Source organism: Ancylobacter mangrovi, assembly GCF_024752335.1.
GTDB classification, from domain to species: Bacteria; Pseudomonadota; Alphaproteobacteria; order Rhizobiales; family Xanthobacteraceae; genus Ancylobacter; species Ancylobacter mangrovi.
On record NZ_JANTHY010000001.1, the window covers coordinates 715931 to 738841 of the forward strand.

At 70.1% G+C, this 22911-nt stretch carries 23 protein-coding genes; 8 read left to right on the forward strand and 15 right to left on the reverse strand.

Annotated elements, in window-relative coordinates; translation table 11 throughout:
- Positions 1-30: 30 nt before the first annotated feature.
- The 3 genes from NVS83_RS03465 to NVS83_RS03475 all read right to left on the reverse strand — a co-directional run bounded on the left by NVS83_RS03465 (position 31) and on the right by NVS83_RS03475 (position 4936).
- Complete coding sequence (locus NVS83_RS03465; RefSeq protein ID WP_258738084.1) at positions 31-2904, reverse strand: DUF4159 domain-containing protein; 2874 nt, start codon at positions 2902-2904, stop codon at positions 31-33.
- Positions 2901-3830, reverse strand: coding sequence for a DUF58 domain-containing protein (locus NVS83_RS03470; protein ID WP_258730799.1), 930 nt, complete (start codon positions 3828-3830; stop codon positions 2901-2903). The genes NVS83_RS03465 and NVS83_RS03470 overlap by 4 nt, the downstream gene beginning before the upstream one ends.
- A gap of 95 nt (positions 3831-3925) precedes the next feature.
- Positions 3926-4936, reverse strand: coding sequence for an AAA family ATPase (locus tag NVS83_RS03475; RefSeq protein ID WP_258730798.1), 1011 nt, complete (start codon positions 4934-4936; stop codon positions 3926-3928).
- A gap of 259 nt (positions 4937-5195) precedes the next feature.
- Here NVS83_RS03475 and NVS83_RS03480 point away from each other — a divergent pair, with 259 nt between their 5' ends.
- From NVS83_RS03480 to NVS83_RS03495, 4 genes are read left to right on the forward strand one after another with little or no spacing between them, the layout of a single operon-like run.
- A complete protein-coding gene (locus tag NVS83_RS03480) occupies positions 5196-5822 on the forward strand; it encodes a DUF1285 domain-containing protein (RefSeq protein WP_258738085.1) in 627 nt (208 codons plus the stop codon).
- A 26-nt stretch (positions 5823-5848) separates the two neighbouring features.
- A complete protein-coding gene (locus tag NVS83_RS03485; protein ID WP_374115020.1) occupies positions 5849-6514 on the forward strand; it encodes a CoA pyrophosphatase in 666 nt (221 codons plus the stop codon).
- Complete coding sequence (locus NVS83_RS03490; RefSeq protein ID WP_258738087.1) at positions 6514-6777, forward strand: DUF6111 family protein; 264 nt, start codon at positions 6514-6516, stop codon at positions 6775-6777. The genes NVS83_RS03485 and NVS83_RS03490 overlap by 1 nt, the downstream gene beginning before the upstream one ends.
- Entirely contained in the window at positions 6774-8015 is a 1242-nt protein-coding gene (locus tag NVS83_RS03495; protein ID WP_258738088.1) for a CCA tRNA nucleotidyltransferase, read from the forward strand. The genes NVS83_RS03490 and NVS83_RS03495 overlap by 4 nt, the downstream gene beginning before the upstream one ends.
- A gap of 1 nt (position 8016) precedes the next feature.
- Here NVS83_RS03495 and NVS83_RS03500 read toward each other — a convergent pair whose 3' ends face one another.
- Entirely contained in the window at positions 8017-9879 is a 1863-nt protein-coding gene (locus NVS83_RS03500) for an ABC transporter ATP-binding protein (protein ID WP_309486168.1), read from the reverse strand.
- A 200-nt stretch (positions 9880-10079) separates the two neighbouring features.
- On the opposite strand from NVS83_RS03500, the gene hemF reads away from it, so the two are divergent.
- Positions 10080-11015, forward strand: coding sequence for an oxygen-dependent coproporphyrinogen oxidase (gene hemF, locus NVS83_RS03505; RefSeq protein ID WP_258738479.1), 936 nt, complete (start codon positions 10080-10082; stop codon positions 11013-11015).
- Positions 11016-11036: 21 nt separating this feature from the next.
- Here hemF and NVS83_RS03510 read toward each other — a convergent pair whose 3' ends face one another.
- Entirely contained in the window at positions 11037-11501 is a 465-nt protein-coding gene (locus NVS83_RS03510) for a tRNA (cytidine(34)-2'-O)-methyltransferase (protein ID WP_258738089.1), read from the reverse strand.
- Between the two features lie 324 nt (positions 11502-11825).
- On the opposite strand from NVS83_RS03510, the gene petA reads away from it, so the two are divergent.
- Genes petA through NVS83_RS03525 form a run of 3 tightly spaced genes read left to right on the forward strand, consistent with a single transcriptional unit; the run spans position 11826 to position 14550 of the window.
- Complete coding sequence (gene petA / locus NVS83_RS03515; RefSeq protein ID WP_258730791.1) at positions 11826-12392, forward strand: ubiquinol-cytochrome c reductase iron-sulfur subunit; 567 nt, start codon at positions 11826-11828, stop codon at positions 12390-12392.
- A 24-nt stretch (positions 12393-12416) separates the two neighbouring features.
- Complete coding sequence (locus NVS83_RS03520; protein WP_258730790.1) at positions 12417-13691, forward strand: cytochrome b; 1275 nt, start codon at positions 12417-12419, stop codon at positions 13689-13691.
- Positions 13692-13701: 10 nt separating this feature from the next.
- Entirely contained in the window at positions 13702-14550 is an 849-nt protein-coding gene (locus tag NVS83_RS03525; RefSeq protein WP_258738090.1) for a cytochrome c1, read from the forward strand.
- A gap of 139 nt (positions 14551-14689) precedes the next feature.
- On the opposite strand, the gene NVS83_RS03530 is transcribed toward NVS83_RS03525, so the two are convergent.
- The 10 genes from NVS83_RS03530 to NVS83_RS03575 form a co-directional block, all read right to left on the reverse strand.
- The gene (locus tag NVS83_RS03530; RefSeq protein WP_258738091.1) at positions 14690-15487 is read right to left on the reverse strand and encodes an outer membrane protein; all 798 of its coding nucleotides are present in this window, start codon (positions 15485-15487) and stop codon (positions 14690-14692) included.
- Between the two features lie 28 nt (positions 15488-15515).
- Positions 15516-15992, reverse strand: coding sequence for a MaoC/PaaZ C-terminal domain-containing protein (locus NVS83_RS03535; protein WP_258738092.1), 477 nt, complete (start codon positions 15990-15992; stop codon positions 15516-15518).
- A 7-nt stretch (positions 15993-15999) separates the two neighbouring features.
- Positions 16000-16458 carry a MaoC family dehydratase gene (locus NVS83_RS03540; RefSeq protein WP_258738093.1) on the reverse strand — a complete coding sequence of 153 codons (459 nt, stop codon included), beginning with the start codon at positions 16456-16458 and terminating at the stop codon, positions 16000-16002.
- 105 nt (positions 16459-16563) lie between these two features.
- Positions 16564-17277 (reverse strand): sulfotransferase family 2 domain-containing protein, encoded by a 714-nt coding sequence (locus NVS83_RS03545; RefSeq protein WP_258738094.1) that lies wholly within the window; start codon positions 17275-17277, stop codon positions 16564-16566.
- Between the two features lie 15 nt (positions 17278-17292).
- On the reverse strand, positions 17293-18390 hold the full coding sequence (gene ychF / locus NVS83_RS03550) for a redox-regulated ATPase YchF (protein WP_258738095.1): 1098 nt from the start codon (positions 18388-18390) through the stop codon (positions 17293-17295).
- Positions 18391-18477: 87 nt separating this feature from the next.
- Positions 18478-19089, reverse strand: a complete 612-nt coding sequence (gene pth, locus NVS83_RS03555) for an aminoacyl-tRNA hydrolase (protein ID WP_258738096.1) — start codon at positions 19087-19089, stop codon at positions 18478-18480.
- Positions 19090-19205: 116 nt separating this feature from the next.
- Positions 19206-19835 carry a 50S ribosomal protein L25/general stress protein Ctc gene (locus tag NVS83_RS03560; protein ID WP_258738097.1) on the reverse strand — a complete coding sequence of 210 codons (630 nt, stop codon included), beginning with the start codon at positions 19833-19835 and terminating at the stop codon, positions 19206-19208.
- 202 nt (positions 19836-20037) lie between these two features.
- Positions 20038-20982: a hypothetical protein gene (locus NVS83_RS03565; protein ID WP_258738098.1), complete on the reverse strand. Its 945-nt coding sequence runs from the start codon at positions 20980-20982 to the stop codon at positions 20038-20040.
- Between the two features lie 145 nt (positions 20983-21127).
- Positions 21128-22081: a ribose-phosphate pyrophosphokinase gene (locus NVS83_RS03570; RefSeq protein WP_258730780.1), complete on the reverse strand. Its 954-nt coding sequence runs from the start codon at positions 22079-22081 to the stop codon at positions 21128-21130.
- 125 nt (positions 22082-22206) lie between these two features.
- The gene (locus tag NVS83_RS03575) at positions 22207-22857 is read right to left on the reverse strand and encodes a hypothetical protein (protein ID WP_258738099.1); all 651 of its coding nucleotides are present in this window, start codon (positions 22855-22857) and stop codon (positions 22207-22209) included.
- Positions 22858-22911 lie beyond the last annotated feature (54 nt).

A 22911-nucleotide genomic window follows, 5' to 3' on the forward strand; every position in this document is an offset into this window, starting at 1 on the left:
CGAGGGTGAGGCGCGGGAAGGGGCGTGCGTTCACTGGCCGAGCCTTTCCAGCAGAGCCGGCACATGGACCTGGTCCGCCTTGTAGTTGCCGGTGAGCACATACATCACGAGGTTGGTCCCGGCGCGGAACGCGAACTCGCGCTGGCGCGGTTCGGTGCCGGAAGTCGGCAGCATCGGCTGGCCGTCCTCGCTCACCGCCCAGGCACCGGCGAGGTCGTTGGAGGTGATGATGACCGGCGAGACGCCATCGCCCGCGCGGGCGGGCCGCTCGACCCCTTCCTCGGTCGCCGGCAGCGCCTCGACCCAGGTGGTGCCGCCGGTGAAGCGGCCGGGAAAGTCGTGCAGCAGGTAGAACGCCTTGGTGAGCACGTGGTCGCGCGGCACCGGCTCCAGTTCGGGAATGTCGAGCCCGGAGAGGATGGTGCGCAGCGTGTCGTTGGCGGGCGTGCCGGAGCCGTTGGAGCCGGGCAGCACGCTTTCCGCGTCGCGCGTGTCGAACACGACGGTGCCGCCCTGCTTCATGAAGGCATCGATACGCGCCAGCGTCTCCGGCGCCGGGCGCGGCGTGCCGGGCACGATCGGCCAGTAGAGCAGCGGGAAGAAGGACAGCTCGTCGCGGGAGATGTCGACGCCCATCGGCTCGCCGGCCTCGAGCGCGGTGCGCTGGGCGAGGAAGCGCGTCAGCCCGCCGAGGCCGACGCGGCTCACCTCGTCGGTCTCGGCATCGCCGGTGACCACATAGGCGAGGTGGGTGGCGCTGGTGGCCTTGATCGCGAAGTCGATCTGCTCCGGCGTCATCGGCTTGCTGGCGGGGGCTTCGTTGGCGGCAGGCGGGTTGGCCGGCGCGGTCTGGGCCATCGCCCGGTCGCCGGGTGCGCCCGCCAGCACGGCGGCGAGGGCGATGATCGAGGCGGTGGCGGCGCGCCGCGCGGTCAGACGGCTGAGCCCGCCGGCGAGCAGGAACACGATCATGGCGTCGATCAGGAGCAGCCCGAGCAGCGCCAGCAGCAGCGGCGCGCGCAGGTCGCGCGGCGTGGCGTCGCGATAGGGTTCGATGCGGCCGAGGCCGGACAGGTCGAGCGCCACCAGCCGGTCGCGCGGCAGCAGCGCGTTCACCGCGACCATGCCCTCCGGCGGGCCGTAGAAGCCCGGCGGGTGGTCGTCGGTGGCGCGGCCATTGTAGCCGACCGGGATCGCCCGCGCGGTCGGGGTCGAGGGCTGGAAGGCGCCGAAGCCGTCGAGCAGGCGGGTCGGGGCCAGCGTCTCGCCGGTCGGCGCCGTGGCGCCGGCACCGGAATCGGCCTCGACCGCGGTCGAGCCGCCGAGCGCCACCACCCGGCGCAGCATGTCGACGAAGGCGCCGGACATGGGCAGGTTCGACCAGGAGGTGTCGGCGGTGACGTGGAACAGCACCAGCGTGCCCGCGCCGCGCCGCTCGCCGGTGACGAGGGGCGTGCCGTCGGACAGCGTCGCCCAGGTGCGCGAGGCGAGCAGCCCGTCCGGCTCGGCGAGGACCTGGCGCTCGACGCTGACATCGTTCGGCACCGGCACGTCGCGGAACGGCCCGTCGGGCGAGAAGCCGCCGAGCGACTGCGGCTGCTCCCACGAGAGCGAGCCGCCCAGAACGCGGCCGCCGCGCCTCAGCACGACCGGCACCAGATTGTCCGAGCCGTTGGCGAGGTGCGGGCCGGCGAAGCGCACCAGCACGCCGCCGCCCTCGATCCAGCGCGTCAGGCGGTCGGCGGTCTGCGGCAGCAGCGTGCCGACGTCGGACAGGATGATCACCGGCAGGCGCTGGTCGATGAAATGGTCGATCGCCTCGGTGGTGCCCTCGCCCTCGGCGGTGCGGATGTCGGCGAAGGGGCTGAGCGCGCGGGTGAGATAATAGGAGGGGGCGAGCAGCGGCTGGCGCTGGTCGACATTGGCGCCCGAGACCAGCCCGACCGTGCGCCGGCGCCAGCGCTTGTCGAGAAGCTGGACCGCGCCGGCCGAATGCTCGTCGACGATCTCGAGCCGAGCCACCTCGTTGCGGATCTCGACCGGCAGGTCGAAGCGCGCCTCGGTCTCCTTCGCGCCCGGCTCGAAGCTGAAGCCGCCCTCGCCGAGCGGCAGGCCCTTCATGTCGAGCGCGCGCACCGTGCCGTTGCGCGGGAGCGTGTCGCGGTCGGCGCGGATCACCTTCACCGTCAGCGCGTCCACCGCATTGTCGGCGCCGGTCAGCGCCAGCGGCTCGTCGACGCCGCCCGCAAGCGTGGTCAGCGGACGATCGCCCACGGCGGTGGCGATCTCGGCCGGGACGCGCTCGGTGCCGTCCAGCGCGACGCCGTCGGAGAGGTAGATCACCGAGGCCTGCGGCGCACCCGCCAGCGCCTTGCGCAGGCTGGCGAGCGCCGGTCCGCGGTCCGGCACGTGGCCGACCGGCGACAGTGTGCGCAGCCGCTCGCGCGCCTCGGTCGGCGACAGAACCTGCGGATCGAGCGGGGGATCGCCGGTGGGGATGAGCACGACGCCGCGCCCTTCGAGGTCGGCATCGGAGACGACGCCCTCGGCGCTGGCGCGGCGCGCCTCCCAGGCAGAGGCGGCGGGCCAGCCGGAATCGATCAGCAGCACCACAGGCCCGGAGGCGGCGGGCCCGGCCACCGGCGGGTTCCACACCGGCCCGGCGGCGGCGAAGATGACGAGCGCCGCCAGCAGCAGGCGCAGCGCGGTGAGCCACCACGGCGTGCGGGCCGGGGTTTCCTCCTTCGGCGGGATGTCGAGCAGCAGACGGGTCGGCGCGAAGGCGATGCGGCGCGGGCGCGGCGGCACCAGCCGCAGCAGGAACCACAGCACCGGCAGCACGGCGAGCGCGCTCAGGATCAGCGGCGTGGTGAAGGCGAGGGGCAGGCCGAGAAGTCCGCTCATGCCGCCGCTCCCTCGTCCGTGCCGGCCGCGGGCGTGAAGGTGGCGTCGGCATTGCTCATGCGCGCATGCAGGCCGAGCAGCAATTCGCTCGCCGGCCGGTCGGTGCGGTGGACGATGAAGCTCCACATCCGCCGCTCGGCCTCATGGCGCAGCGTCGCGCGGTGGGCGGCGACGCGCTCCACATATTCTGCCCGCACCGTCTCGGCGCGGCCGATGGTGAGCTGGGTGCCGGTTTCCGGCTCGCGGAACTCGACGCGACCGGAGAAGGGGAAGGTCTCCTCCGCCGGATCGCAGACCTGCACCACATGGCCGCGCGCGCCGGAAGCGGCGAGGCCGGCGAGGCTCGCCACCACCTCGGCGGTCGGGCTCCAGAAATCGCCGAGCAGCACCACCTCGGCCAGCGGCGAGGGCGAGAAGGCGGGCGGCAGGCTGTCCGGCAGCGAATGGGCGTGCACCAGCGATTCCGCCATTTTCTCGACGATGCGCCGGGAGGCCGACGGGCGCATCACGCCGGGAATGCCCACGCGCTCGCCGCCCTTCACCAATAGCTCGGCCAGCGCGAACGCGACGACCAGCGCGCGGTCGCGCTTGGTCTCCCACACCAGCGGGGAGGCGAACACCATGGAGGCGGACAGGTCGGCCCAGATCCACACCGTGTGGGCGGCCTCCCATTCGCGCTCGCGCACATAGAGATGATCGTCGCGGGCGGAGCGGCGCCAGTCGACGCGCGAGGAGGGCTCGCCATCCATGAAGCGGCGGTACTGCCAGAAGTTCTCGCCCGTGCCGGCGCGCCGGCGCCCGTGCAGGCCGTGATAGACGCTGGCGGCGATCCTGCGTGCCTCCAGCACGAGACGCGGCATCGCGCTCACGAGGCCGGCGGCATCCTGGGCCGCACTTCTCACCGCGGTATCGGCGTCGAACTCCACCCGAAAACGTCTCCGTCAGTACCAGTGCGGGGCGTCGCCCCGAGGCGCCCCCGCCTCTCATCCTCGCGGCGGGGCGTGCCCCGCCGCGGTCGGCCTCAGCCGATCTTGCGCGTCAGCTTGGCGATGATGCCGGGCACGGTCTCGCCGTCGGCGCGGGCAGCGAAGGTCAGCGCCATGCGATGCTTGAGCACGGGCTCGGCGAGCCCGATCACGTCGTCGACCGACGGCGCGTAGCGCCCGTCGAGCAGGGCGCGGGCGCGCACCGCCAGCATCAGCGACTGCGAGGCGCGCGGGCCGGGGCCCCAGGCGATGAATTTGCCGAGTTCGCCCGAATCCGGGCCCGGACGGGCGGAGCGCACCAGAGTGAGGATCGCCTCCACCACCGATTCGCCCACCGGCAGGCGGCGCACGAGCCGCTGCGCGGCGGTGAGGTCGTCCGCGGTCATCACCGCGCGCGGCTTGGTCTCCTCGGCGCTGGTGGTGTCGAACAGGATCTTCCGCTCGGCGTCGCGGTCGGGATAGTCGACGTCGATCTCCATGAGGAAGCGGTCGAGCTGGGCTTCGGGCAGCGGGTAGGTGCCTTCCTGCTCCAGCGGGTTCTGGGTGGCGAGCACGTGGAACGGCTTGGGCAGGTCGTGCCGTACGCCGGCGACCGTCACATGGCCTTCCTGCATCGATTGCAGCAGCGCGGACTGGGTGCGCGGCGAGGCGCGGTTGATCTCGTCGGCCATCAGCAGCTGGGCGAAGACCGGGCCGGGAATGAAGCGGAAGGAACGCCGCCCGCCCGCGCTCTCCTCCAGCACCTCGGCGCCGAGAATGTCGGAGGGCATGAGGTCGGGAGTGAACTGCACGCGTCGCGCGTCGAGGCCGAGCACGGTGCCCAGCGTCTCGACCAGCTTGGTCTTGGCAAGGCCCGGCACGCCGACCAGAAGGCCGTGGCCGCCGGACAGGATGGTGATGAGCGTGCGCTCGACCACCGCTTCCTGGCCGAAGATGATCGCGCCGATGCCGGCCTTGGCGGCCCGCACATTGGCGGCCGTGCTCTCGGCCGAGCGGATGATCATGTCATCGAGGGACTCGAAATTCTCGCCGGTGGCAGACGTCATGCCGTGCTCCTTCAACCCCGCTCTCGACACCGATCGCGCCGCCCCGTTGTCATGGTGCATTGCAATAAAATTTATTGCAATGCACGAAAGGAATACCTCCGGTGGCGGACTGCGGTATCTCGCGGGACGCGACAGGTGGTATGCCGACCGGGCCGGCGCGGCTTTCGGAAGGGCAAGCTTACGCTATCTTGGAACCGCGTCGACTATCGGGCGGTGGATCACGACTGCGCGATTACGACTGTGTGACAGGGATTTGGCCATGGCTTCAGGAGCTTCGGGGCGACTTGACGATTTGGTGCGCTCGCTCGCCGCAGGCGAGGCGCCCTCGCTGCCGCCGATCGAACGCTGGAATCCGCCCGATTGTGGCGAAATCGATATCCGCATCGACCGCGAGGGCGTCTGGCACCATGAGGGCCGGCCGATCCGCCGTCCGGCGCTGGTGAAGCTGTTCGCCTCGGTGCTGCGCCATGGCGGGGAGGGCGGAGGGCGCTACGAGCTCGTCACCCCTGCGGAGAAGCTCGGCATCCGGGTCGAGGACGCGCCGCTGCTGGCGGTCGAGATGCAGGTGGCACCCTCGCCGGCGGGCGAGGTGCTGGTGTTCCGCACCAATCTCGACGACGTCGTGACCTGCGACGCCGACCATCCGCTTCGATTCGACGAGCAGCCGGGCGGTGCCGGGCCGCGGCCCTATATATATGTCAGGCGGGGCCTGTGGGCGCGGCTGACCCGGCCGGTCTATCTCGACCTCGCCGAGCGGGCGCGGACGCGGACGGTCGACGGGCGCGAGATGATCGGCGTCGCCTCGGGGTCGTCCTTTTTCGCGATGATGCCGGCGGACGCGCTGGAAGACGAGGCGCCCGCGCAGACGGGCGAAGGAACGAGATGAGCGAAGGAACACGGCTGGGCGCCGGCATGCCGGAGCCCCCGGAAGACATTGTTGCCGCCACGCCCGACGCGCCGCTGCCGCTCGCCGACTTCCTCGCCCGTGCCCGCACGCGCCTGCTGCCCGAGCCGGACCTCGACGGCGACCCCGCGCGCGGCGACCATGAGCTCACCCCGCATTTCCGCGCGCTGCTGAACGCCGTTCCGATGCGGGCGGCGGCGGTGCTGATTCCCGTCGTCGCCCGCCGGCAGCCGAGCATCCTGCTGACCTTGCGCTCGGCGCATCTCAACAATCATCCCGGCCAGATCGCCTTTCCCGGCGGGCGCATCGACCCGCAGGACGCCGGCCCGCTCGACGCGGCGCTGCGCGAGGCCGAGGAGGAGGTCGGGCTCGCCCGCGACCGGGTGACCCCGCTCGGCTATCTCGATCCCTACCTCACCCGCACGGGCTTTCGCATCGTGCCGGTGGTGGGTGTGGTGCGGCCCGATTTCGGGCTGACGCTCAATCCCGACGAGGTGGACGAGGCATTCGAGGTGCCGCTCGACTTCCTCATGAGCCCGGACAACCACCAGCGCGAGACCCGCGAATCGCAGGGGCTTTTGCGTACCTTCCACGCGATGACGTATGACCGTCGGCGCATCTGGGGCGTGACCGCAGGTATCCTGCGCAGCCTCTATGAACGGGTCTATGGCTGATGCTGCGTGTCGCGATCATCAATATCCTGCTGTTCCTGCTGCCTTTCGCCGCCTTCGCCCTGTATCTGCGCTTCGGGCGACGCGTGGACAGCATGCTCGAGGGCTGGTCGAGCGCGGCGCTGGTCGCCTGTACCGCGGTCGCGGTGGTGCTGGTCGCGGCCAGCCTGTTCCTGTTCGAGGCGCAGGGGCGCGGCCCCACCAAGGGAGCCTATGTGCCGCCGACCTGGAAGGACGGCGTGCTGACCCCCGGCCATATCGAATGAACCCGCTCTTCGCCCACCGGCCGGGCCTGGCGCGCGTGCTCGCCGTGCTCGACGGCGAGGGCGAGGAGGCCCGCATCGTCGGCGGCGCGGTGCGCGACTGGCTGATCGGGCGCGGCGTGCGCTCGGACATCGACATCGCCACCACCGCCCTGCCGGAAGAGGTGACGCGCCGCGCGCGGGCGGCCGGGCTGAAGCCGGTGCCGACCGGCATCGAGCACGGCACGGTGACGGTGGTCGCCGAGGGCGAGCCCTATGAGGTGACGACGCTGCGCGAGGACGTCGAGACCGACGGCCGTCGAGCGCGGGTCGTGTTCGGCCGGAACTGGGCGCATGACGCGGCCCGGCGCGACTTCACCATGAACGCGCTCTACCTCACGCGCGCCGGCGAACTCGTCGACCTCGTCGGCGGGGAAGCGGACGCGGTGGAGGGCCGGGTGCGCTTCATCGGCGACCCGGACACCCGCATCCGCGAGGACTATCTGCGCATCCTGCGCCTGTTCCGCTTCCACGCCGCCTTTGGCCGCGGCCCGCTCGACGCAGCGGCGCTGGCAGCGGCGATCCGAAATCGCGCCGGCCTCGCCCTTCTCTCGCGTGAACGCGTGCGGGCGGAGACGATGAAGCTGCTGGTCGCCGCGCGCGCCGCGCAGACGCTGGCGGAGATGGAACAGGCCGGGCTGCTGTCGGCGGTGCTGGGGCGGGCGGGGGACGTGCCCGCCTTTTCCCGCCTCGTTCCCATCGAGGCGGCGACCGGCCTCGGGCCCGACGCGGTGCGCCGGCTCGGCGCGCTCGCCGTGCGCGGCGAGGAGGACGTCGCCGGCCTGCGCGAGGCGCTGCGCCTCTCCAATGCCGAGACCGCGCGGCTGGAGGCGCTGGCCGGGCCGACGCCGGCGCCGGCCATGTGCGAGAAGGGGCAGAAGGCGTTCATCTACCGGCTGGGGCGGCAGGCCTATCTCGACCGGGCGCTCATCGGCTTCGCGCGCTCGGGCGCACCGCTCGACGACGAGGGCTGGCGCGAGCTGGTCGCGCTTGCCGCCGACTGGCAGGCGCCGCGCTTCCCGCTCAAGGCGGCGGACCTGATCGCCCGCGGGCTCAGGCCCGGTCCCGCCCTCGGCGCGGCGCTGGCGCGGGCCGAGGAGATCTGGATCGAGGCCGGCTTTCCGCTTGAGCGGGCGGCACTCGACGAGGTGCTCGCGCAGGCGGTGGAGGCCGCGCCGAGCCTCGTGCCGCCGCCGCGCTAAGCTATTCCGCCGCCGCGCTGACTTCCTCGGCGTCGATGAAGCCGCCCGACTGGCGCTGCCACAGCCGGGCATAGAGCCCGCCCTGCGCCACCAGCTCGGCATGGGTGCCGACCTCGACGATGCGGCCGTGATCCATCACCACCAGCCGGTCCATGCGGGCGATGGTGGAGAGCCGGTGCGCGATCGCGATCACCGTCTTGCCGGCCATCAGCGCGTCGAGATTGGTCTGGATCGCGGCCTCCACCTCCGAATCGAGCGCCGAGGTGGCCTCGTCCAGCACCAGGATCGGCGCGTCCTTCAGCAGCACGCGGGCGATGGCGATGCGCTGGCGCTGGCCGCCGGAGAGCTTCACCCCGCGCTCGCCGACATGGGCGTCGAGCCCGGTGCGGCCCTGCGGGTCGGCCAGCGTGTCGATGAACTCGGCCGCATGGGCGCGGCGCGCCGCCTCCATGATCGCGTCCTCGCCGGCCTCGGGACGGCCGTAGCGGACGTTGTCGCGCACCGAGCGGTGCATCAGCGAGGTGTCCTGGGTGACGACGCCGATCCGCGCCCGCAGCGATTCCTGCGAGATCTCCTTCACGTCCTGCCCGTCGACGAGGATGCGTCCGCCCTCCACGTCGTAGAAGCGCAGCAGCAGGTTCATCAGCGTCGACTTGCCCGCGCCCGACGGGCCGACCAGCCCGACCCGCTCGCCCGGCGCGATGACGAGGTCGAGATGTTCGATCACGCCCGCGCCCTTGCCATAGTGGAAGGTCACGTCGTCGAAGCGGATCTCGCCGGCCCGGACGGCGAGCGCGGGGGCGTCGGCGCGGTCGATCACCGTATGCGGGCGGGCGATGGTGAGGATCGCCTCCTGCACCGTGCCCACATTCTCGAACACGCCGGTGACCACCCACATGATCCAGCCGGACATGTTGGTAATGCGGATGGCGAGGCCGGTGGAGAGCGCGATGGCGCCGAGATTGATGGCGTCGATCGACCACAGCCACACGCCGAGCCCGCCGATCGAGCCCAGCATCACGCTGTTGAGCACGCTGATGGACAGCGCCATGCGGGTGATCTGGCGCTGCTGGTCCTTGAAGGCGGCGTTGTGCCGCTCCAGCGCCTCGCGCACATAGCTGTCCTCGCGGTCGCCATGGGCGAACAGCTTCACCGTCATCATGTTGGTGTAGCTGTCGACGATGCGGCCGGAGAGCAGCGAGTTGGCCTCCGAGGTGGTCTTGGAGAGCTGGCGCACACGCGGCACGAACTTCGAGAGCGCGAGCACATAGAGCGCGATCCAGACGACGATCGGCACGGCGAGCCGCATGTCCGCCTCCGCGAACAGAACCACCGCGCTCACCGCATAGACCGCGACGTACCAGAGCGCGTCGATGACCTCGACGACCGAGCCGCGTAGCGCCGGGCCGGACTGCAGCACACGCTGGGCGATGCGGCCGGCGAAGTCGCTCTGGAAATAGGAAAGGCTCTGGCGCACCACCCAGCGATAGGACTGCCAGCGCACCAGGCTGCCGACGTTCGCGGTGACCGACTGGCGCACCAGCAGGTCGTGCAGCGCGTTGCAGGCCGGGCGGGCGATCACCACCACGAACGCCATCCAGGCCATCAGCCCGCCGTGATCGGCGAACAGCGTCGCCGGGGTCGAGGACTGCAAAAGGTCGACGATCTGGCCGATGTAGCGGAACAGCGACACCTCGACGATCGCCACCAGGAAGGCGGCGCCGAGCGCGGCGACGAAGATCCAGCCGCTCTGGCGCACGAAGTGCCAGTAGAAGGCGATCAGCCCCTCCGGCGGGCGCACGATGGGCGCGGGGCGGAACGGGTCGACGAGGTTCTCGAACCAGGTGAGGACGCGCATGAACATGGCGGGCTTTCTGCCGCAGCGATGCGGCACCAGTATGTCGGGAGGCGTGTGAACCAAACAGGAACATCGACGAGTCGCGGCACCGGCGCCACCCACCCGGCGTTGTCCGGCTTTCCACCCGGCCGGCGAAGCAGCTAGAAGCGGCCGCTCAGGGAGAAGACGCCATGTCCGCCGAAACACCTGCCGATACACCCGCCGAGATGTCCGCCGCGACCTCCGTCGCCGCCGACCGCAACGCGCCCGGCACGCCGATCGATCCGGCGACCATCGGCCCGCGCAAGGAGGAGGCGCGAGCCTGGTTCGAGGATCTGCGCAACCGCATCTGCGCGGCGTTCGAGAAGCTCGAGGACGAGGCGCCGGACGAGCTCTATCCCGGCGCGCCCGGCCGCTTCGAGCGCACGCCCTGGAACCGCGCCGACCACACCGGCACCCCCGGCGGGGGCGGGGTGATGGCGCTGATGCACGGGCGGCTGTTCGAGAAGGTGGGGGTGCATTGCTCGACCGTGCATGGCGAGTTCGCCCCCGAGTTCCGCCAGCAGATTCCCGGCGCGGAGGAGAACCCGCGGTTCCACGCCACCGGCATCTCGCTGATCGCCCACATGACGAACCCGCACGTGCCGGCGGTGCACATGAACACGCGCTTCGTCGTCACCTCGAAGGCGTGGTTCGGCGGCGGGGCGGACCTGACCCCGGTGCTCGGCGCCCGCCGCACACAGGAGGACCCGGACGCGGTCGCCTTCCACGCCGCCATGCGCGGCGCCTGCGAGGGCCGGCCGAACGTCGATTACGGGCGCTACAAGGCGTGGTGCGACGAGTATTTCTTCCTGCCGCACCGGGGCGAGCCGCGCGGCATCGGCGGCATCTTCTACGACTGGCTGGATTCGGGCGACTGGGCGGCCGACTTCCACTTCACCCGCGCCGTCGGGCTCGCCTTCCTCGACATCTATCCCGCGCTTGTGCGTGCCAACTTCGCCCGGCCCTGGAGCGAGGCCGAGCGCGAGGAGCAGCTCGTGCGCCGCGGGCGCTATGTCGAGTTCAACCTGCTCTACGACCGCGGCACCGTGTTCGGGCTGAAGACCGGCGGCAACGTCGATTCGATCCTCTCCTCCATGCCGCCGGTGGTGAAGTGGCCGTGAGGGCGAAGACCGGCGGAGAGGTCAGCGCGGGAAGCCCCCAGTCTGGCGCAGCGCTTCGCCGAGGATCATCGCTCCCGCCACCGCGACGTTGAGCGAGCGCGCGCCCGCTACCAGCGGGATGATGATTCGCGCCTCGGCCGCCGCGTGCACCTCCTCCGGCACGCCCGCGCTCTCGCGCCCGAGCAGCAGCACGTCCGATGGCGAGAAGGCGAAGCCGGCATAGGGCAGGGCGCCGCGCGTGGTGGCGAGCACCAGCCGCCGTCCTTCCGCGCAGCGCCAGTCCTCGAAGGCGGCGAAGCTCGCATGGCGGCGGATCGCGGTCCGGTCGAGATAGTCCATGCCGGCCCGCCGGAAACCCGCGTCGCCGACCGGGAATCCCGCCGGCTCGATGATGTGCAGCGACAGCCCGAGGCAGGCGGCGGTGCGCGCCAGCGTGCCCGCATTCGGCGCGATGTCGGGCTGGAACAGGGCGAGGGCGAGAGTCATGGCGGCCTATACTCGGAGATTACCTAGAGGTGGCGGCGGGGCCTTGCGGAGCCGCGCCCCGGCTGGCTTTGCCCCGCAGCCCCTTGAAGGCAAAGGATAGCCGGCAGCGCGAGCGGCGGTAGGGGCGCATGGACGGGGCGGGGGGCAGGACGGACTGCCGCACTGTGTTCATCTGGACAAGGGGCGGCTCGGATGCAATTAGAGGCACTCGAAGGTAGGTTGACCATAGATCATGGGCCTAGGTGCCGCCGGGTTCGGGCACGGCAGGCCCGGCGGGGAGAGCCGGATCTAAAGGTCAAGGGCTTGAGGGGAAAGGAAACCATCGTGGCAACAACCGGCACGGCGGAAACCACGCGCCGCGACTTCCTCTATATTGCGACCGGCGCCATGGGCGCGGTCGGCGCCGCTGCTCTGGTATGGCCGTTCGTTTCGCAGTTGCAGCCCGATGCGTCGGTGCTGGCGCTGTCGTCGACCGAGGTCGACCTGTCGCTGATCGAGGAAGGCCAGATCGTCACCGTCAAGTGGCGCGGCAAGCCGGTCTTCGTGTGGAACCGCACCGCCGAGGACGTCACCAAGGCCAAGGACGTGCCGGTGGCGTCGCTGATCGATCCGGTCGCGCGCAACGCCAACCTCGCAGCCGACGCGCCGGCGACCGACGCCAACCGCGCCGCCGAGGGCGACGGCCGCGAGAAGTGGCTGGTCGTGGTCGGCATCTGCACGCATCTGGGCTGCGTCCCCATCGGTCATGCCGGCGAATTCGACGGCTGGTTCTGCCCCTGCCACGGCTCGGAATACGATTCGGCCGGCCGCGTGCGCCGCGGCCCGGCGCCGGAGAACCTGGCCGTCCCGCCCTATCAGTTCGTGTCCGACACGAAGATTTCCATCGGCTGAGCCGACGACCCGGGAAACAGACAGATGAGCGGACACGCGACGTTCGAGCCGAAGAATCCGGCCCTGAAGTGGTTTGAAAGCCGGCTGCCCCTGGTCGGCCTGATCCATTCCTCCTTCATCGCCTACCCGACCCCGCGCAACCTGAACTACTGGTGGACCTTCGGCGGCATCCTGTCGCTGATGCTGGTCTGCCAGATCCTGACGGGCGTGGTGCTGGTGATGCACTACACCCCGCATGCGACGCTCGCCTTCGACTCGGTCGAGCACATCATGCGCGACGTCTCCTATGGCTGGCTGCTGCGCTACATGCACGCCAACGGCGCGTCGATGTTCTTCATCGCGGTCTACATCCACATGTTCCGCGGCCTCTATTACGGGTCCTACAAGAACCCGCGCGAGGTGCTGTGGATCCTCGGCTGCATCATCTACCTGCTGATGATGGCGACCGGCTTCATGGGCTACGTGCTCCCCTGGGGGCAGATGAGCTTCTGGGGCGCCACCGTCATCACCAACCTGTTCTCGGCGATCCCGGTGGTCGGCCCGACCATCGTGCAGTGGCTGTGGGGCGGCTTCTCGGTCGACAACGCGACGCTGAACCGCTTCTTCTCGCTGCACTACCTGCTGCCCTTCATGATCGCGGGCGTCGTCGTCCTGCACGTGTGGGCGCTGCATGTGGTCGGCCAGAACAACCCGACCGGCGTCGAGCCGAAGTCGGAGAAGGACACCGTTCCCTTCACGCCCTACGCGACCATCAAGGACGCGTTCGGCATGGTGTGCTTCCTCATCTTCTTCTCGTGGTTCCTGTTCTACATCCCGAACTATCTCGGCCACGCGGACAACTACATCCCGGCCAACCCGCTGGTGACGCCGGCGCACATCGTGCCCGAATGGTACTACCTGCCGTTCTACGCCATGCTGCGCTCGGTGCCGGACAAGCTCGGCGGCGTGCTCACCATGTTCGGCGCGATCGCGGTGCTGTTCTTCGTGCCGTGGCTCGACACCTCGAAGGTCCGCTCGGGCGCCTACCGGCCGCTGTTCAAGCAGTTCTTCTGGATCTGGCTGGCGGTGTGCATCGGCCTCGGCTGGCTCGGCTCGAAGCCGGCGGAAGGCGGCTACGTGATTGCCGGCCGCATCCTGACCGTGTGGTACTTCGTGCACTTCCTCGTCATCCTGCCGCTGCTCGGCCTGTTCGAGAAGCCGAAGGCGGTGCCGGCCTCGATCACCGAGGCGGTGCTGGGCAAGAACAAGGGCGCGGCACCGGCCTCGACCGGCGCCCAGGCGCCGCAGACCAAGGGCTGAGCGGAACATCATGAGCAACACCATGTCCTTCCGCTCGATCGCCCTCGGCTCGCTCGCGGCCGTGCTGATGCTCGCCGGCCCGGCCGAGGCCCAGGAGCACGGCGCGCCCAAGCCGCCCCGCGAGGAGTGGAGCTTCGCCGGCCCGTTCGGCCATTTCGACCGGGCCCAGCTCCAGCGCGGCTTCCAGGTGTTCAAGGAGGTCTGCTCCTCCTGCCACTCCGCGCATCTGTTCGCCTTCCGCAACCTCGCGCAGGAGGGTGGCCCTGGCTTCACCGAGGCGCAGGCCAAGGCGGTGGCCGAGCAGTACCAGATCGAGGACGGGCCGAACGACGCCGGCGACATGTTCGAGCGTCCCGGCCGGCTCTCCGACCACTGGCCCTCGCCGTTCCCGAACGAGCAGGCCGCCCGCGCCTCGAACGGCGGCGCCTACCCGCCGGACTTCTCGACGCTAGCCAAGGCGCGCACCTACGAGGTCGGCTTTCCCGGCTTCCTGATCGACATCGTCACCCAGTACCAGGAGCAGGGGCCGGACTATATCCACGCCCTGCTGAACGGCTATCACGACGAGCCGCCGGAAGGCTTCACCCTGCCGGAAGGCGCGCACTACAACGAGTTCTTCCCCGGCCACGCCATCAAGATGCCGAAGCCGCTCTCGGACGGGCAGGTGACCTATTCGGACGGCACGCCGGAGACGGTCGACCAGTATTCGCGCGACGTGATCAGCTTCATGATGTGGCTGTCCGAGCCGCATCTCGAGGCGCGCAAGCGGCTCGGCTTCCAGGTGATGATCTTCCTCATCATCTTCGGCGGGCTGCTCTACTTCACCAAGAAGAAGGTGTGGCGCAACGTCGAGCACTGAGCGCGGCTCGCCGGCACCGGAGAATCAAAAGGGCCCCGCACGGGGCCCTTTTTCATGCGCGGCGGCTCTATGGCGCTTCTCGCGGAGACAGGGCGGCACGTCGCTCCTTCCCAGCTCGCCATGATGCCCACGGTTGGGGTCAGAAGCGGTAGTTCAGACCGGCCCGCCAGAGGTGGAGCTGGGGCGGCTCCTCGCCGAGATCCGAGGTGATGAGGTCGACATAGAGATAGTCGACCTTCGCGCTCCACTCGTCCGACAGCGCGTATTCGACCCCGCCTCCGGCGGTCCATCCGGCGGTGAAGGCGCTCTCGCTGTAGCTCGCCGGCTGGCTGCCCACCGGAACCCAGGCGCCGGGCGCGAGCTGGGCCTCCAGCGTCGCGTCGCCGCTCACCTCGGCGCTGGAGTAGGTCACCGCGAGGCCGGCCGTGACGAAGGGCAGGAGCGGGCCGACGGCGTAGCCGAGCCGCAGCCGTGCGGTGCCGATGAACGGCGTGTGCAGGCGCACATGGCCCGAGGAGAGGAGCCGCTGCACCGGGCTGAGGGCGCTCGTCCCGTCGAAGTCGAACGCGCCGTCGAGGCCGCTATACGCGACGTCCGCCTCGACGCCGATCAGCGAGCCGTCGGCATAGTGCCAGTTGTAGCCGACGGTGAGGCCGCCGATCGCGGCGTCGCGCTTGCCGTCGCACAGGCCGCCGGTGCAGCCATAGCTGTCGAGCGGCGCCTCGAAGGCGTCGACGAAGGCGTCCTTGTCAATGATGCTGAACGCCTGGCCGGCCTGCGGCCCGACATAGAAGCCGGACCAGTCCGGCGCCGGCCGGGCCGATTTCGCCATGCTGCCCGCCACGCCCCCCGCAACCCCGCCCGCCTGCGCCGCCGTGCCGGACGTGACCGTCAGTCCGGCGACAAGCACCGTGCAGGCGTTCTTGAACGTGCCCATATCCTTGTGCCCCCTTGCCCCGGTCCCGCTAGGCTTCCAGCCGCTCCACGAACATGCAGTTCGTGACCTCGAAGGTCGGCCGGCCCTGCATGTCGCGCGCGCTCTCGCGGGTGAAGACGAGCCCCCATTCGGGCCGGTTGGCGCTCGGCTTCTTGGCGATCACCTCGCTCTGGAAGGAGAGCGTGTCGCCGGCGATCACCGGACGCAGCCATTTCAGGTCCTTGAAGCCGGGGGAGGGGCCGATGCGCGGCACCCGCTTGCCCTCGCGGCGCAGCGTCTCGTGCAGATGCGCCTGCGCCTGTGCGCGCAGCCGCGCGGCGATGGCGGCGGTGTACCAGCCCGAGGCGGCGAGCCCGCCGAAATGGGTGCGCGCGCCGGCGGCGGCGTCGAGATGGAAGGGCTGCGGGTCCCAGGCCCGGGCGAAGGCGATCATCGCCTCGGCGCGGAAGGTGTGCGAGCCGAGCCGGGTCACCTCGCCGACCTCTATATCCTCGAAGAACAGCATGGGGTCCTCACACCGGCCGGTAGCCGGGATTGCGCCGGCCGAACATGATGGTGCCGACCAGTTCCGTCATCACGTTCTGCTGCGCGTCGATCAGCTCGAAGCGGAACTTCACCAGCCCGATCTCCGGCCGGCTCTTGGAGGTCCGCGTCTCCAGCACCTCGCGGCGCAGGCTCAGCACTGCGCCGGGATGCACCGGCTTGAGGAAGCGCACCTCGTCGACGCCCGGCGAGCCGAGGCAGGCGCTGTCGTTGAGGAAGCCGTCGGCGGCGAGGCGCATGAAGATGCAGCACAGGTGCCAGCCGGAGGCCGAGAGCCCGCCGAGCCGCGTCGCCTCGGCGGCGGAATCATCGAGATGGATCGGGGCGGGATCGAAGTCGCGGGCGAAGGAGATGATCTCCTCGCGCCCCACCACGTAGCGCCCGCAGGTCGCCACGTGCCCCTCGTTGAAATCTTCCCAGAACTGCATTGAGCGTGCGATGCCCTTCCGACGTTCCGATGCTCCGCCGCCGGGGCGGCAGGCGATCTCAGGCGACAATGGCCGGCGGGTCAACTCGCCGGCGATGTCCGCGCCTCACAGGCGGGCATAGTCGAACAGCTCGAAGTCGCGGGCGAACAGCGCGTTGATCCGCTCGATCGAGGCCCGATCCAGCCGGTCGGCATAGCGATAGGCGTCCGATCCCAGCATGGCGGCGTCGGTGACGTTCTCGTCCGCGCGGGGCGGCACGGGAATGCCGAGAAAGCCGCAGAGGCGCTCGAATTCGGGCTCGAAACGCTCGACCCGGCCAACGAAGCCGACATAGGGCTCGCCCGCCAGATGGGTCCAGTAATGCGCCGGATGGAGCGAGAAATTGGTGTTGCGGCCGGTCTCGTAGACCTGCCGCTCGGTGATCGAGGCGATCCAGGCGTTAAGGTCGTAGCCCGCCGCCTCGAGCTGGCGCCGGTTCTCGTCGAGCTGCTCGCGCACCAGCTCGCGGATCCAGGGCTGGGGAAAGGGCACGTCCATCTGGGTGGCGATGTCGCGCTGGAGCTGGATGAAGCCCGAGCAGACCCGGTCATAGGGATTGCGCACGAAGGAGGCGCGCCGGTAGTCGAGCCGCGCCTCCGGCAGGGCGTTGAAATCGGCGCAGGTGATGTGCTGGTGCACCACCCGGTTCAGTGCCGGCTGGAAGTCGAAGAAGCGGCTATAGGGGCTCTCGTTGAGCGGCTGGAGGCGCAGATGCGCCGTCGAGCTCGCCGTCTTCCAGGGCGCGAACAGCACGAAGCGGTGGCGATGGGAGAGGATCATCGCCGCCGCGCCCCCTCAGTTGGCGAAGCGGAAGTGGAGCACGTCGCCATCGGCGACGACATATTCCTTGCCCTCGAGCCGGAGGCGGCCCGCGTCGCGCGCCCCGGCCTCGCCCTTGCCCTTGACGTAGTCGTCATAGGAGATGGTCTCGGCACGGATGAAGCCCTTCTCGAAATCGGTGTGGATCACACCCGCCGCGCCCGGCGCCCGCGTGCCGGCGGTGATGGTCCAGGCGCGCGCCTCCTTCGGCCCGACGGTGAAATAGGTCACCAGCCGGAGCAGGTCGTAGCCGGCGCGGATCACGCGGTTCAGGCCCGGCTCGTCGAGGCCGATCGCCTCAAGATACTCGGCCTGCTCCTCGGGCGGCAGCACCGCGATCTCGCTTTCGATCTTGGCCGAGACGACGACCGCCCTCGCACCTTCCTTCGCCGCCTGCTCGAACACCTGCGCGGAGAGCGAATTGCCGTCCTTGGCCGAGGCTTCCTCGACATTGCAGACATAGAGCACCGGCTTGGAGGAGAGCAGGCCCAGCATGCGGAACGCCTTCTCCTCCTCCGGCTTCACCTCGACGAGGCGCGCCGGCTTGCCCTCGCGCAGCAGGGCGAGCGCGCGGGTGATGAGGTCGAGGCTTTCCTTCGATTCCTTGTCGCCGCCCTTGGCCTTCTTCTCCAGCGCCGTCACGCGCTTCTCGAGGCTGTCGAGGTCGGCCAGCATAAGCTCGGTCTCGATGGTGTCGATGTCGCTCAGAGGCGCGATCTTGCCGTCGACATGGGTGACGTCGCCATCCTCGAAGCAGCGCACCACATGGGCGATGGCGTCGCATTCGCGGATATTGGCGAGGAACTGGTTGCCGAGGCCCTCGCCCTTGGAGGCGCCGCGCACCAGCCCGGCGATGTCGACGAAGGTCAGACGGGTCGGGATGATCTGCGCCGAGCCGGCGATGTCGGCCAGCGTGGCGAGGCGCGGATCGGGCACGGCGACGTCGCCGACATTCGGCTCGATGGTGCAGAACGGGTAGTTCGCCGCCTGGGCCGCCGCGGTCTGCGTCAGCGCGTTGAAGAGGGTCGACTTGCCGACATTCGGCAGGCCGACGATGCCGCATTTGAAGCCCATGGTGCGATGCTCGTAATGGCTCTGGTCTGGTTGTCGCCGTGGTAGGCAAGGGGAGGCGCGAGTGCAAGCGTGCCCGCCCGGCGGAGGCTATTTTGCCGCCGCTCCGGGTGTCTTCGGAGCGCCGATGCCGCGGCCTTCGAGATAGAGGTGCATCCGGCTCTGGAAATCGTCGAGCCGGCGGGTGACGAGAAGGCCGGCCAGTTCGGCGCAGCCGTCGCACACCGCCTCCACCCAAGGGCGCTCGGCCTTGGCGAAGTCGGCGAGCACGAACGGCATCACCAGCGCCTTATCGCCGGGATGGCCGATGCCGAGCCGCACACGGCCATAGTCGTTGCCGCAATGGGCGGTGACGGAGCGCAGCCCGTTATGGCCGGCATTGCCGCCGCCGAACTTGGCCCGCACCTTGGCCGGAGCGAGGTCGAGCTCGTCATGGAACACGAAGATGTCGCCGAGCGCGATCTTGTAGAAGCGCTGCGCTTCGGAGACCGCCCGGCCGCTCTCGTTCATGTAGGTCTCGGGCAGCACCGCGAGCACCTTCTGACCCTCGATCTCGCCCTCGCAGGCCGCGCCCTGGAAGCGCCGGCGCCACGGGGTGAAGCGGTGGCGGCGCACGATCGCGTCCACCGCCATGAAGCCGATATTGTGCCGGTTGCCGGCATATTTCGACCCGGGGTTTCCGAGCCCGGCGAAGAGAAACACCGTGCGTCTCCACTCGCTCCGGAAATGAGAAGAGCCGGAAGCGGGCTTCCGGCTCGGGTCTCGTTGGGGCGATCCCTGGCGGGATCGGTCGGCAAGGCGCGACCGGCGGGGCCGGATCAGGCCTTGGGGGCCTCGGCGGCGGCCTCGGCGGCGGCGGCTTCCTCGGCCTCGGCTTCCTTCAGGCCCGACGGGGCGGTGATGGAGGCCAGCGTATCATCGCCATGGCCGGCCCAGGTCACGCCCTCGGGCAGCTTGATCGCCGACAGGTGGATCGAGTCGCCGAAGCTGTACTTCGTCAGGTCGACCTCGACCGCGTCGGGGATCGCGTCGGCGGGGACGTTCAGCTCGACCGTGTGGCTGACGATGTTCAGCGTGCCGCCCTGCTTGATGGCGGGCGCGGTCTCGGCGTTGAGGAAGTGCACCGGCACCTCGACGCTCAGCGTGGCGCCGACCTGCACGCGCAGGAAGTCGACATGGAGCGGGTAGTCCTTGACCGGGTCGAGCTGGTAGTCGCGCGGGATCACCCGGTGCTGCTCGCCCTCGACCTCGATGTTGAACAGCGTGGTCAGGAAGTGGCCGGCATAGATGATCTTGTTGATCTCGATGTGGTCGAGCGTGATGCCGACGGGGGCTTTCCCGTCGCCATAGATGACGGCGGGTACGCGACCGGCGCGGCGTTCGGCACGAGCGGCCCCCTTGCCGACCTTCGTGCGCGCCTGCGCCTTCAGTTCCTTGATGGCGGTCATGGCTTGTCCTCAAATGGTTGCAAAAGGAGAAGGCCGCTGACGCGGCCCGATCCTTCAGTCTGGTCCGGTATGCCCGCGGCGCGCCTCCAGGGGTGCGGAAAGGCCGTGGACGGGCCGGCTCATAGCAGAAGACGCGTTGCGGGGCAATGTGTGGGGGCGTGGGAGGGCGCCCGATGGCCGGCTCCGGCCCGCGGTCGCGTGCTCAGAACTTGCCGAGCACGCCGGCCTTGACGATGTCGCTCGCCGCCGAGTCCGGATTGATCGAGCGCTGGACCGAGATGTAGCGCTGATAGGTGCCGAGCTTGCCGCGCAGTTCGACCCCGGTCGTCACGGCGGCGGAGTTGTTCATCTCGACGCTGGCGCCGAGCTTGTCGCCGTCGAGCCCGAGCGGGGAGAGCGGCACGCTGTAGGTGCTGCCGACCGCGAGGTTGTCGTAGAGCGAGGGCATGCCGGTCGAGGCCGAGGCGCCGACCGAGCCGGTGCTGTAGACGGCGAGATTGTCCTGCTCGTAGCCGATCCGGCCCTTGATCTCGCCCGAGCCGCCGCCCTCGCTGCTGGTGAGCGCGCCCGACTGCGGCGCCGAGGCGCTGGCGGTGGTGGAGACCGAGACGCTCGCCGGGCCCTGCTTCAGCTCCATGTTGGTGGGCAGGCTGGCGGACTTGGCCTTGGGCTTCTTGGTGCGGCTGGTGAGCTGCTTGTAGGGCGAGGGTGTCCCATCGGGCAGCTTCGGGGCCGCGCTCTCGCGCAGCGAGGACCAGACCGAGGCCTTCGGCGCCGGGCCGAGCGGGTCGATCAGCGTGCCCGTGAGCGGACCCGAGGGATCGCTCGGCACGACCGGCTGCTCGGGGGTCTGCGCCTCGGAGATCGCCTGCTCATAGGGGGAGGGCGGGCTGGTCGGCAGCGGTCGCACGGTGATCTCGATGCCGTTCCACGGATTGTCGCCCGCGGCGGCCGACGTGGCGTCCACGCTCTGGGCGGCGGCGGGGCCGGACAGGCACAGCGCGAGGGCGGGGACTGCCGCAAGCTGCGCGGCGGTGCGAGGGGGCCGCGCAAGGGCCCGCCACGGCGCGCCCGGCAGCCTGGTGCTCCGGTGCCTGCCGCGGCCGTTCGATGCCGCCGGCGCCGAGCGCAGAAGGATGCACGTCATGTCGTCGTCCCGTTCCGAATATGCGAGCGGGAAGGCTGCGGGAGAAGTGTGGAACGATCGTGGCGCAGCGCAGCATGGACGCCAATTTATTATTAGGAAAACGCGCCCCGGTACCCCGGCACGGCGCCTGCTGCGCCCTGTTACCTCAGTCGAACAGGCTCGACACGCTTTCCTCATGCGCGGTGCGTCCGATGGCCTCGGCGAGCAGGCTGGCGATCGAGACCACGCGGATGTTGCGGGCCACCCGCACCGCCTCGGTCGGCTGGATCGAATCGGTGATCACCAGCTCCTTGAGGTTCGAGGCGGTGACACGCGCCACCGCGCCGCCCGAGAGCACGCCATGGGTGATGTAGGCGTGCACCTCGGTCGCGCCACGCTCCAGCAGCGCGTCGGCCGCGTTCACCAGCGTGCCGCCGGAATCGATGATGTCGTCGACGAGGATGCAGCGCTTACCCTCGACGTCGCCGATCACGTTCATCACCTCGCTCTCGCCCGGCCGCTCGCGGCGCTTGTCGACGATGGCGAGCTGGGCGTCGATGCGCTTGGCCAGCGCCCGGGCGCGCACCACGCCGCCGACGTCCGGCGAGACCACGGTGATGTTGCCGAGATCGAAGCGGGACTTGACGTCCTGCACCATCACCGGCGCGGCGAACAGGTTGTCGGTCGGGATGTCGAAGAAGCCCTGGATCTGCCCGGCATGCAGGTCGACCGTCAGCACGCGGTCGGCGCCGGCATGGGTGATCAGGTTGGCGACCAGCTTGGCCGAGATCGGGGTGCGGCCGGAGGAGCGCCGGTCCTGGCGCGCATAGCCGAAATAGGGCAGCACGGCGGTGATGCGCTTGGCGGAGGAGCGGCGCAGCGCATCGATGATGATGAGCAACTCCATCAGGTGGTCGTTGGTCGGGAAGGAGGTGGACTGCAGGACGAACACGTCCTTGCCGCGCACGTTCTCCTGGATCTCGACGAAGATCTCCATGTCGGCGAAGCGCCGCACCACCGCGCGCGTCAGCGGCGTCGCCAGATACGCGCCGATCGCCTCGGCAAGCGGCCGGTTGGCATTGCCCGCGACGAGCTTGATGGAACTGTTGTTGTTCGACATTACCGGCGCGCTCCCACCGTGCACATCCCGCGCGACCGTCTTCAAGCCGTCGCGCAGACCTGATAGGCGGGCCGGCCCGCGCTGTAAAGCGGCCGTGAACAGATGAATCGGGGCCCCGGCAAGCCTTACGGGCGGGCCGCGAAGGAGAGCGTCTGCGAGGGCGCGCTCGCCTCTTCGGCGAGCGCCGTGCCGGGCCCGGCCTCGCCGTCCTGCCCGTCGGCCGGCTCGGCGCTGGCGATCGGCGGGCCGTTGTCCATGCGCACGGCGGGCGCCTCGGCCGGCTCCGGCGCGGCGTCGGGCACCGCTTCGGCGGGCTTGGGCGGCAGGCCCTGGGCGAGCTTGGTGGAAATCTCGTCGAGGCTCTGCGAGGCGATCCGCTCGACCGCGGCGTCGTCGAGCTCGCTCCACACGTCCTTGCCCTTGCCGAGCTCTTCGACGCCCGCGACCCGCAGCACCCGCTCGTGGTCGGCGTCGAATACGTCCCACACCCAGTCGACCGAGCCCTTGCCGCCCTCGACGCTGGCGGCGAGATAGCCGCGCACGCGGTAGGCGGCGTCGCCCTCGCGCGAGACGACCTGGATCTTGCGCGCATTCGCTTCGGTGCCGAGGCTCGCGACCAGCTTGTCGAACACGGCTTCCGGCGGGCCGTCGATCGATTCGAAGGCGATCGGCTTGGTGCCGGTGGTGATGTCGGCCCGCGCGACCGGATGGCTTCCGTCATTGGTCTGGCACGCGCCGAGCGCGAGAGCCGCGAGCAGCGCAACGCCGACCGGCATCTGGCGACCCAGACGCGAGCGGGTACACCGACGGAGGCGACCGATCATCGAAGC

Coding starts and splice junctions, on each gene's coding strand:
- NVS83_RS03500 (WP_309486168.1), bottom strand. CDS start 9,879: ATGTTCATGCGCGTCCTCACCTGGTTCGAGAACCTCGTCGACCCGTTC.
- NVS83_RS03525 (WP_258738090.1), top strand. CDS start 13,702: ATGAGCAACACCATGTCCTTCCGCTCGATCGCCCTCGGCTCGCTCGCG.
- NVS83_RS03565 (WP_258738098.1), bottom strand. CDS start 20,982: ATGACGTGCATCCTTCTGCGCTCGGCGCCGGCGGCATCGAACGGCCGC.
- hemF (WP_258738479.1), top strand. CDS start 10,080: ATGTCCGCCGCGACCTCCGTCGCCGCCGACCGCAACGCGCCCGGCACG.
- NVS83_RS03510 (WP_258738089.1), bottom strand. CDS start 11,501: ATGACTCTCGCCCTCGCCCTGTTCCAGCCCGACATCGCGCCGAATGCG.
- NVS83_RS03560 (WP_258738097.1), bottom strand. CDS start 19,835: ATGACCGCCATCAAGGAACTGAAGGCGCAGGCGCGCACGAAGGTCGGC.
- NVS83_RS03575 (WP_258738099.1), bottom strand. CDS start 22,857: ATGCCGGTCGGCGTTGCGCTGCTCGCGGCTCTCGCGCTCGGCGCGTGC.
- NVS83_RS03485 (WP_374115020.1), top strand. CDS start 5,849: ATGCCGGAGCCCCCGGAAGACATTGTTGCCGCCACGCCCGACGCGCCG.
- NVS83_RS03540 (WP_258738093.1), bottom strand. CDS start 16,458: ATGCAGTTCTGGGAAGATTTCAACGAGGGGCACGTGGCGACCTGCGGG.
- NVS83_RS03490 (WP_258738087.1), top strand. CDS start 6,514: ATGCTGCGTGTCGCGATCATCAATATCCTGCTGTTCCTGCTGCCTTTC.
- NVS83_RS03530 (WP_258738091.1), bottom strand. CDS start 15,487: ATGGGCACGTTCAAGAACGCCTGCACGGTGCTTGTCGCCGGACTGACG.
- NVS83_RS03535 (WP_258738092.1), bottom strand. CDS start 15,992: ATGCTGTTCTTCGAGGATATAGAGGTCGGCGAGGTGACCCGGCTCGGC.
- NVS83_RS03495 (WP_258738088.1), top strand. CDS start 6,774: ATGAACCCGCTCTTCGCCCACCGGCCGGGCCTGGCGCGCGTGCTCGCC.
- NVS83_RS03545 (WP_258738094.1), bottom strand. CDS start 17,277: ATGATCCTCTCCCATCGCCACCGCTTCGTGCTGTTCGCGCCCTGGAAG.
- ychF (WP_258738095.1), bottom strand. CDS start 18,390: ATGGGCTTCAAATGCGGCATCGTCGGCCTGCCGAATGTCGGCAAGTCG.
- NVS83_RS03520 (WP_258730790.1), top strand. CDS start 12,417: ATGAGCGGACACGCGACGTTCGAGCCGAAGAATCCGGCCCTGAAGTGG.
- NVS83_RS03480 (WP_258738085.1), top strand. CDS start 5,196: ATGGCTTCAGGAGCTTCGGGGCGACTTGACGATTTGGTGCGCTCGCTC.
- NVS83_RS03475 (WP_258730798.1), bottom strand. CDS start 4,936: ATGACGTCTGCCACCGGCGAGAATTTCGAGTCCCTCGATGACATGATC.
- NVS83_RS03570 (WP_258730780.1), bottom strand. CDS start 22,081: ATGTCGAACAACAACAGTTCCATCAAGCTCGTCGCGGGCAATGCCAAC.
- NVS83_RS03465 (WP_258738084.1), bottom strand. CDS start 2,904: ATGAGCGGACTTCTCGGCCTGCCCCTCGCCTTCACCACGCCGCTGATC.